The following is an 8,985-nucleotide window of genomic DNA, read 5'->3' on the forward strand; positions in this document are numbered from 1 at the left end:
CGCGGTGATGGCCCGGCCCGCGCGCGCCTCCATCGCCGCCAGCTGGTGCTGCCCCTTGGACCACCAGGGCACGTCCCGGAAGCCCTTCAGGTGCGCGGCCAGGTGCTCCCGGATGCGCCGCTGATCCGCCGCGTCGCTGAACGACGTCGCCAGCACCTCGTAGCGCCGCAGCCTCGCCTCCAGCGCCGCCTCACGCCGGCCCGCCGCCAGGTGCCACGCCTCCAGGTCCCCCAGCACCGCCGCGACCTTCATGAGCGGGTGCGCGGACGGGTCCTTCAGCTCCACCTTCGGCGTGCCCTCCAGCAGCGCGCCCAGGTCCAGCCGGTACACGCCCTGCTCCTGCTCCGGACGCCACAGCTCCGTGTCCTCCAGCGACGCCACCCACAGGTACGTCACCGCGTCGCGGACCGAGGAGCGGATGCCCTCCGGGTACGTGTTGGGCTGGATGTACTCGGACAGCACCTTCACCGGCTCCGTGCCGAACCGCTGGCGCAGCTCCCAGACCGCGGCGTACTCACGCTGGATCTCCGCCGCCAGCTGATCCTTCGTCCACGCCTTCAGGTCCACCGGCCCGGAGGACACCACCTGCTCACGCCGGCCAATCTCGTAGCGGTACGCCTGCACGTAGTTGGCGAGCACCGCCGCGGAGAAGAGGTGGAGCGTGGCCTGCTGCCGCAGCCCCTCCGGCCAGGGCTGCTCCTTGAGGAAGCGCACCGTCGTCTCGTAGCCGTGCAGCCGCGTGCGCAGCTGCACCGTGCGGATCAGCGCGCGCGTCCACTCGTCCGCGTCCCCCCGGGCCTTCGCCGCGGCGAGCCGGGCCTCCGCCCCCTGCGCGGCGGACTCCACCTTGTCGTCCTCGACGAGTGCGTCGATGGCCTTCCACGTCGGGGGCGCCTTCGCGGGCGCCGCCACGGACACGCAGGACACCAGGAGCAACAACAGGCACGACACGACGGCGGCGGTACGCGGGCGCGGAGGAGCGGACATAGGGGCGGCACTCTAGACGCCGCCCGCGCCCGTGGCGTTCCCTTCGGTGTTTCAGGAAGCGGCGGCGGGCGCCCGGCGCCGCAGCCCCACGACGTAGACCTCCATGCTGGCGCCGCGCGTGGCCTCCGGCCGGACGATCTTCACCTCCTCGAAGTGCTGGCGCACCTCGTCGCGGAAGGCCTCGAAGTCGCCGCCCATGAAGACCTTGGCCACGAACGTGCCCCCGGGCCGGCCGCGCGTGGCGGCCACCTCCAGCGCCTTGCCCGCGAGCCGCAGGCTGCGCGCCTCGTCCGTGCCCTTGATGCCGGACGTCTTGGGCGCCATGTCGGAGATGACCGCGTCGTAGGGCCCGTCGTACATCGCGGTCAGCTTCGCGTCGAAGTCGTCCGCGAGCACGTCCAGCACCGCCGTCGTCACCCACTTCTGGGAGAACGGCCGGATGGCCACGATGTCCACGCCGATGACGCGCCCGTGCATGCCCACCGCGTCCGCCAGAATCTGGAGGAAGCCGCCCGGCGCCGCGCCCAGATCCAGCACCGCCGCGCCCTTCTTCACGGACGCGGGAAAGCGCTTGAGGATCTCGTCGACCTTGAAGGCCGAACGCGCCCGCAGTCCCTCTTGCTTGGCTTTCTGGAAATAGTGGTCTTTAGGACGGTAGGGCTTGCCCATGTCAGAAGCCGTCCCTAGCATCCGCTACTGTCTTCGGAAAGCCGGAGCAGTCGTGGCCTGTTCATTGGCCGCGCCAACGGATATCCGGAGGGTTGGTGGCATGGGCACCCGGAGCGTGACAGCGGCCTTGTGCATCTCCCTGTTCTTCGCGGGTGGGGCTGCGTTCTGCTACGCGCGCGCGGAAGGCCTCCAGGCGGAAGGGCGCTGGCTGATGGCCCGGGGCAGCGCCCAGGCCTCCGACTTCGCCCAGAAGCTGGACGGCTCCTCCGTGGACGCGCAGCTCAAGACGTTCAAGGAACGCCGCGGCGTGATGGAGCAGGCCCACCGCTGGCAGCGCGGCATGCTGCTGGGCATCATGGCCGCCGTCCTGTCCGCCCTGTCCGCCTACGTCCTCTTCCTCCTCAAGCGGCTGGACGACCAGCTCCTGGACGCCACCGGCGAGCTGCGCCGGCCCCAGGAAGCCACCTCCCTGCCCGCCCCGGCGTTCGCGCCCAGCGTCCAGCGATAGCCCGCCAGGACTCTGGCAGGATGCGCCCCGTTGTTGTCTGACGGGGAGGACCGCCATGCCCGGCTGCGCGCACTGCGGACGCACACTCGACATCATCGCCAACCAGGTCGGCCGGCGCGACACGTGCCCCGGCTGTGAGGAGGACCTGCGCTCGTGCCGCAACTGCCGGCACTTCGACCCGTCCGTGGCCAAGGCCTGCAAGGAGCCCTTCGCGGAAGCGCCCCGCGACAAGGACGAGGCCAACTTCTGCGAGCTCTTCCAGCTGGGCGAAGGCGGCCTGCACGCGAAGGACTCCCGCGACGCGCTGCTCAGCGCCGCGGAGGCCCTCTTCGGCAGGAAGTAGCTAGAAGCCGTACAGCTTGGAGATGATCTCCTTCATCACCTCGGAGGTGCCGCCGCCGATGGTGATGAGCCGCACGTCGCGCCACATGCGCGCGATGGGCGTCTCCTCGATGTAGCCCATGCCGCCGAAGAACTGCTGGCAGTCGTAGGCCACGCGCTGGGCCAGGTCCCCGGCGAACAGCTTCGCCATGGAGATCTCCTTCACCGGGTTCTCCTTCCGGTCGTAGAGGTCCACCGCGTAATAGTTGAGCCGCCGCGCCGCCTCCACCGCCGTCAGGTGCTCCACGAACTTGTGGCGCCACACCTGGAACTTGATGAGGGGCCGGCCAAACGCCTCGCGCTCGTTGCCGTACTGGAGCGCGTCCTCCAGCATCCGGTCCATGCCGCCCACCGTGGTGATGGCGCCCACCAGGCGCTCACCCTGGAAGTTGGTCATGATGTGGTAGAAGCCCTGGTTCTCCTCGCCCAGCACGTAGCGCGCGGGGATGCGGCAGTCCTCGAAGTAGAGGATGGCCGTGTCGGAGGACAGGTTGCCCACCTTGTCCAGCTTCTTGGAGACGCCGAACCCCTTCACGTCCGTGGGGAACGTCACCAGCGAGATGCCGCCGTAGCCCTCCTCGCCCGTGCGCACCGCCAGCGTGATGAAGTCCGCGCGCGTGCCGTTGGTGATCCACATCTTGGAGCCGTTGATGACGTAGTCGTCCCCGTCGCGGCGCGCCGTCGTCTTGATGCTCGCCACGTCGGAGCCGCAGCCCGGCTCGCTCACGCCCAGCGCCGCGATGCGCTCGCCCTTGAGCGCGGGCTCCAGGAACTCGCGCTTCTGCTCGTCGGTGCCGATTTCATTGATGATGGGCGTGGCCATCTGGCTCTGCACCAGCAGCGCCATGTTCACGCCCGCGTTGCGGCTGCGCGACAGCTCCTCCGCGAACGCCGTCACGTACCAGTAGTCCAGGCCGCTGCCGCCGTACTTCGGGTCGTGGTTGATGCCCAGGAAGCCCAGCTCGCCGCACTTCTTGAACAGCTCGCGGGGGAAGATGCCCGCCCGGTCCCAGTCCAGCCCATGGGGCGCCATCTCCTTCTCCACGAAGGCGCGCACCGACCTGCGAAACGCCTCGTGCTCCTCGGTGAACGGGTTGAGCATCGCGAGTCCTCGGGGGTTGTCCCGCTGTGGGTTGATTCGCGAGTCAATAGCAGGCGCCCACCGTCAGCCACAAGCGACGCACCCCGTCCCTGCCGCCCACGCCGCCCGCCTCCCTGGTGACGCAGCGCACCGGTGACGGGGGTGTGAAGAAGTCTTGAGGCCTGGAGGGCAGGCAGCCAAGCCCGCGGGATGACTGGGGAGTGGATAGTCCGCACTCCGGAGTATCCTCTTGACAGATAATCGAGTGTCGGTAATTTCTAGCCCACAAAGAATTAGCCGGAGCAGGTGCCAGGGCGGGTGTCCCGCCGGCGACCCGGCAGGAGTTCGGACCCGTGAATCAGCGAATCTTGGCTGCCGTGGTGGCCGTGGCGGTGTCGACGGCGGGGTGCTCGAAGGCGGGCGCGGAGAAGGCGCAGCTTCCGACCCAGCAGGAAGGCTCCAACGCACTGGGAGTCAAGGCGATTACACCGGCCACGGAGCTGGAGCAGAACGTGACGCGCGTCACCGGCCAGGTGCGCTCCAAGCAGGAGGCCGTCCTGGGGCCCCAGGCGACGGGCACGCTGGCGAAGGTGAACGTGCGGGTGGGCGACAAGGTGAAGAAGGGCGACGTGCTGGCGCAGCTGGACACGTCCAACGTGAGCATCGCGGTGGAGCAGGCGAAGGCGGCCAAGGACATGGCGGAGGCCGCGCTGCAGCTGGCCACCAGCAACCTGGAGCGCACGCGCAAGGTGGCCGAGTCCGGCGGCGTGGCGGCCAGCACGCTGGAGCAGGCGGAGATGGGCCAGAAGCAGGCCGCGGCCCAGGCGGCCCAGGCCGGCGCGGCCTACCGGCTGGCGGTGGAGAACCTGCGGGACCACTCCATCGTGGCGCCCTTCAACGGCGTCATCACCGCGCGCAACAAGAACGTGGGTGACTCCGTGGCGATGACGCCCTCCACGCCGGTGTTCTCCATCGTGGACACGGACGGGCTGGAGATCCGGATGATGGTGCCGGAGTCCGTCATCGACAACGTGACGCCGGGCATCGTGACGCCGGGCACCGTGAACCCCAGCGGCATGCGCTTCGAGGCGAAGGTGGCCAACGTGGGCGCCGTCATCGACGCGCAGAGCCGCACCGTGGAGGTGCTGGCGGACGTGACGGGCAAGACGGAGCACCCGCTGCGCCCCGGCGCGCTGGTGGAGATGGACTTCTCCAAGGCCGCGGGCGACACGGGCAACGGCCTGTTCCTGCCGGCCCAGGCCGTCAGCAGCAAGGGCCAGGAGGGCTACGTCTGGGTGGTGCAGGACGGCACCGTGCGCAAGCGCGACGTGCGCGTGCAGCGCGTGCTGCCGGGCTACGTGAAGGTGCTGCAGGGCCTGACGGCGGAGGAGCGCGTGCTCGCCGACGCCTCGTTGGACGTCAAGGAGGGAACCGCGGTGCGCGTCGCGCAGTAGCGGTTCCCCCTCTCCTCTTTGCCTTCAGGAACCTGAATGAGTCCGCTCAAGACCTTCATTTCCCGGCCCATCTTCACCGCCATGCTGATGCTGGCGGTGGTGGTGTTCGGCCTCTTCGCCTATCCGAAAATCGGCGTGGACCAGTTCCCCGACGTCGACTTCCCCGTCGTCACCGTGACGACCGTGCTCCCGGGCGCGGACCCGGAGTCCATGGAGAAGAACGTCTCCGACCCGCTGGAGGAGGCGCTCAACACGCTCAACGGCGTGGACACGCTCAAGTCCATCAACGTCGAAAGCGTTTCGCAGATCGTCGTGCAGTTCAAGCTGTCCACCAAGGTGGACGTCGCGGCGCAGGACGTGCGCGACCGCGTGCAGGCCACGCTGAGCAAGCTGCCGGACGAGGTGGAGACCCCCGTCGTCGAGAAGTTCGACATCGGCGCGGCCCCCATCATCACGCTGGCGCTCGCGGGCGCCATGCCGGTGGAGGAGCTGACGCGCGTCGCGGATGACGTGGTGAAGCCGGCCCTCCAGCGCCAGCCGGGCGTGGGCAGCATCGACATCGTCGGTGGCCGCGAGCGGGAGATCCAGCTCGTGGTGGACCCGCAGCGGCTGCGCGGCTTCGGCCTGGCCGTCAGCGACGTCAGCCAGGCGCTCAAGGCCCAGAGCCTGGACGTGCCGGGTGGCCGCAGCATGGACAGCGGCCGGGAGCGCATCGTGCGCCTGACCTCCGAGGCGAAGAGCGTGGAGGACATCCGCAACATCATCATCACCAGCACGGCCGGCTCGCCGGTGCGCGTGCGCGACGTGGCGGAGGTCGTGGACGGCCCCGCGGAGCAGCGCTCCAGCGCGAAGAGCGGCGAGCGCAGCGCGGTGGCGCTCGTGGTGCGCAAGCAGTCCGGCTCCAACACGGTGCAGGTGGCGGACCTGGTGCAGGAGTCGCTGGGGGAGATCAACAAGTCGCTGCCCGCCGGCATCCAGGTGGAGACGGTGACGGACAACGCGCGGTTCATCCGCTCGTCCATCCACGCGGTGCAGGAGGACCTCATCCTGGGCGGCGTGCTCGCGGTCCTCATCGTGCTCGTGTTCCTGCGCAACCTGCGCTCCACCATCGTGGCGGCCATCGCGCTGCCGGTGTCCGTGGTGGGTACGTTCGCGGTGATGGCGGCGCTGGGCTTCACCTTCAACATGATCACGATGCTCGCGCTGACCCTGTCCATCGGTCTGCTCATCGACGACGCCATCGTGGTCATCGAGAACATCGTCCGTCACATGGAAGAGGGCGCCTCGCCCATGCAGGCCGCGCTGGAGGGCGCCGGACAGATTGCCCTCGCGGTGCTCGCGGTGACGCTGGCCATCGTGGCGGTGTTCATCCCGGTGGCCTTCATGGACGGCATGATCGGCAAGTTCTTCTACCAGTTCGGCGTCACGGTGGCGGTGGCCACGCTCATCTCCTACGTGGTGTCCATGACGCTCACGCCCATGCTGTCCTCGCGCCTCTTGCGTGAGCACGGGCACCCGACGGGCATCTCCGCGGCGGTGGAGAAGGTGCTGGTGGGCATGGAGTCCGGCTACCGCAAGGTCCTGGGCAGCATCCTGCGTCACCGGCTCATCACGATGATCGTCGCGGTGGGCGTGCTCCTGCTCACCTTCGGGATGATGCGGTTCCTCAAGTTCACGTTCATCCCGGAGCAGGACAACGGCAACATCAAGCTCACGGTGGAGCTGCCCATCGGGTCCACCATCCAGGAGACCCAGACGCAGCTGGACACCTTCGCGGCCCAGGTCCGGGCGCTGCCGGGCATCGCGTCCACGTTCACCACGGCGGGCGGCGGCGTGCAGGAGGAGGTCCACAAGGGCGAGGTGCTCATCAACCTGAAGCCGGTGAAGGAGCGCGCCTTCAAGCAGAGCGAGCTGAAGGCCTACCTGCGCCAGAACATCCACCCGCCCAAGGGCATCACCGTGGCGGTGCAGGACGTGGCCGCGGTGTCCGGTGGTGGCGCGCGCTCGCAGCAGGTGCAGTTCAACCTGCGCGGCGACAACTGGAAGGAGCTGACGGAGTCCGCGGAGAAGATGCGCCAGGCGATGCTCAAGAACCCGGGCCTCACCGACGTGGACATGACGTACCGCTCCGGCAAGCCGCAGTACGACGTGCAGGTGGACCGCGACCGCGCGGCCCTCCTGGGCGTCCCGGCCGCGTCCCTGGGCGCCACGCTGCGCGCCTACCTGGGCCGCGACAAGGTGCTGGACTACCGCGAGGGCGGTGACACCTACGAGGTGAAGCTGCGCCTGCCTCCGGAGACGCTGGCCTCCGCGGACGCGCTCGGACAGCTGGCCGTGCGCGCCCCCACGGGGCAGTTGGTGGAGCTGCGCAACCTGGCGCGCATCGTCCCCGCGGAGGGCCCGGTGCAGATCGACCGGCAGGCCCAGAAGCGGCAGGTCACCATGCTGGCGAACCTGAAGGAGGGCTACGCGCTGTCCGACGCCATCACCTACATGCAGGGCTACGCGGCGAAGGAGCTGCCCAAGAGCGTCACGGGCGAGCTGGAAGGCAACGCGAAGGAGCTGGGCAAGTCGGTGGCCGCGTTCGGCACGGCGCTGCTCTTGGGCATCATCCTCATCTACATGATCCTCGCGGCCCAGTTCGAAAGCCTGGTCCACCCGTTCACGATCATGCTGTCCCTGCCCTTCGCGTTCATCGGGGCCATTGGCGGCCTGCTGATCACCGGCCAGTACATGTCCATGTTCGCCCTCATCGGCGTCATCATGCTCATGGGTCTGGTGGTGAAGAACGGCATCCTCCTGGTGGACTTCACGCTGCAGGTCCGTGAGAAGGGCCGCACGGCGCACGAGGCCCTGCTGGAGGCCGCCCCGGTCCGTCTGCGTCCCATCCTCATGACGACCATCGCGATGATCGCCGGCATGATCCCGGTGGCCATCGCGAAGGGCGACGGCGCGGAGACGCGCGCGCCCATGGCCATCACCATCATCGGCGGCCTCATCACCTCCACGTTCCTGACGCTGGGCGTGGTGCCGGTGGTGTACTCGCTGCTGGATCAGCTGGCCGCGCGCTTCAAGCGCAACAAGGGCAGCGACCCGGGCTTCGCGGGTGGCTCTGGCACGGCGCAGGGTCCGGGCCCCCAGGACCGCGAGCGGGAAGCCGCCGCGGCCGCCGCGGCGCGGGTGGAGACGGCTTGATGCGTCGCCCCACCTCCATCACCTCCCCCTCGGAGTCCGACGTGCGCTCCGAGGGGAAGGATGAGGCCGTCGAAGCCAAGGCCGCGATGGAGCGCCTGCTCCAGGAAGGGGACCAGTCCACGCCGGACTCACGCCGCTTCATGGGGCTCATCCGGGAGCTGGCCCACTTCCGCTCCCTGAGGGATCCGCTGGCGAGCCTCTGCGACGACATGCGGCTGACCCCCACCCAGGTGCACGCGCTGGGGTGGCTGGGCATGGTCGGCCCCATCCAGGTCGGGGTGCTGGCCCAGCGCATCGGCATCACCAAGAAGACCATCACCGGCGTGGTGGACCGCCTGGAGGACATGGGCATGGTGGAGCGCGGCCGGGACGCGGAGGACCGCCGCGCCGTCACCGCGAAGCTCACCGAGCGGGGCTGTGAAATCTACCGCGTCATCCAGCTGATGACGGACGCCGGCATCCGCCGCCTGATGGGCCTGCTCCCCGAGGACGACCGCGAGGCGCTGTTCGGCATCATCGAGCGGATGCTCGCCCGCATGAAGGCGGACGCCCCGCCGCGCTGAAGGGCACGGCAGGTGCGTGGAGGGGCGCGGGCTGCGACACTGCCCGCGCCCATGCTCCCCTCCTTCGTGGCCCTGCTCGGGCTTGGCCTGAGCGCCGCTCCCCCGCCCTCCCCCGCCGCCCCGTCCGCGTCCGCGGTGCTCCACGCG

General features: G+C 69.4%; 7 protein-coding genes and 1 pseudogene. 5 read left to right on the top strand and 3 right to left on the bottom strand.

Annotation, left to right across the window (positions count from 1 at the left end):
* Positions 1-987, bottom strand: a pseudogene (locus ACLEQD_RS30330) (hypothetical protein); the annotation flags it as partial.
* Positions 988-1,038: 51 nt separating this feature from the next.
* Positions 1,039-1,677 (bottom strand): SAM-dependent methyltransferase, encoded by a 639-nt coding sequence (locus ACLEQD_RS30335; protein ID WP_410388875.1) that lies wholly within the window; start codon positions 1,675-1,677, stop codon positions 1,039-1,041.
* 79 nt (positions 1,678-1,756) lie between these two features.
* Between ACLEQD_RS30335 and ACLEQD_RS30340 the strand changes: the two genes are divergently transcribed.
* On the top strand, positions 1,757-2,164 hold the full coding sequence (locus ACLEQD_RS30340; RefSeq protein ID WP_171413441.1) for a hypothetical protein: 408 nt from the start codon (positions 1,757-1,759) through the stop codon (positions 2,162-2,164).
* A 55-nt stretch (positions 2,165-2,219) separates the two neighbouring features.
* Positions 2,220-2,507 carry a hypothetical protein gene (locus tag ACLEQD_RS30345; protein WP_410388877.1) on the top strand — a complete coding sequence of 96 codons (288 nt, stop codon included), beginning with the start codon at positions 2,220-2,222 and terminating at the stop codon, positions 2,505-2,507.
* Here ACLEQD_RS30345 and ACLEQD_RS30350 read toward each other — a convergent pair whose 3' ends face one another.
* Positions 2,508-3,647 carry an acyl-CoA dehydrogenase family protein gene (locus tag ACLEQD_RS30350; RefSeq protein ID WP_207056299.1) on the bottom strand — a complete coding sequence of 380 codons (1,140 nt, stop codon included), beginning with the start codon at positions 3,645-3,647 and terminating at the stop codon, positions 2,508-2,510. It abuts the gene before it with no gap.
* A 332-nt stretch (positions 3,648-3,979) separates the two neighbouring features.
* Between ACLEQD_RS30350 and ACLEQD_RS30355 the strand changes: the two genes are divergently transcribed.
* The 3 genes from ACLEQD_RS30355 to ACLEQD_RS30365 are packed head-to-tail and all read left to right on the top strand — an operon-like array spanning position 3,980 to position 8,838.
* Complete coding sequence (locus ACLEQD_RS30355; protein ID WP_410388878.1) at positions 3,980-5,080, top strand: efflux RND transporter periplasmic adaptor subunit; 1,101 nt, start codon at positions 3,980-3,982, stop codon at positions 5,078-5,080.
* Positions 5,081-5,116: 36 nt separating this feature from the next.
* On the top strand, positions 5,117-8,275 hold the full coding sequence (locus ACLEQD_RS30360; protein WP_410388879.1) for an efflux RND transporter permease subunit: 3,159 nt from the start codon (positions 5,117-5,119) through the stop codon (positions 8,273-8,275).
* On the top strand, positions 8,275-8,838 hold the full coding sequence (locus ACLEQD_RS30365; protein ID WP_410388881.1) for a MarR family winged helix-turn-helix transcriptional regulator: 564 nt from the start codon (positions 8,275-8,277) through the stop codon (positions 8,836-8,838). Before ACLEQD_RS30360 ends, ACLEQD_RS30365 begins: the two co-directional genes overlap by 1 nt.
* Positions 8,839-8,985: the final 147 nt, after the last annotated feature.

This window comes from Corallococcus sp. 4LFB (assembly GCF_046520365.1).
GTDB lineage: Bacteria > Myxococcota > Myxococcia > Myxococcales > Myxococcaceae > Corallococcus > Corallococcus caeni.

What these genes read in the sequence shown, in the direction of transcription:
- ACLEQD_RS30360 (WP_410388879.1), top strand. Translation starts at nt 5,117, where the DNA reads ATGAGTCCGCTCAAGACCTTCATTTCCCGGCCCATCTTCACCGCCATG.
- ACLEQD_RS30335 (WP_410388875.1), bottom strand. Translation starts at nt 1,677, where the DNA reads ATGCTAGGGACGGCTTCTGACATGGGCAAGCCCTACCGTCCTAAAGAC.
- ACLEQD_RS30350 (WP_207056299.1), bottom strand. Translation starts at nt 3,647, where the DNA reads ATGCTCAACCCGTTCACCGAGGAGCACGAGGCGTTTCGCAGGTCGGTG.
- ACLEQD_RS30365 (WP_410388881.1), top strand. Translation starts at nt 8,275, where the DNA reads ATGCGTCGCCCCACCTCCATCACCTCCCCCTCGGAGTCCGACGTGCGC.
- ACLEQD_RS30345 (WP_410388877.1), top strand. Translation starts at nt 2,220, where the DNA reads ATGCCCGGCTGCGCGCACTGCGGACGCACACTCGACATCATCGCCAAC.
- ACLEQD_RS30340 (WP_171413441.1), top strand. Translation starts at nt 1,757, where the DNA reads ATGGGCACCCGGAGCGTGACAGCGGCCTTGTGCATCTCCCTGTTCTTC.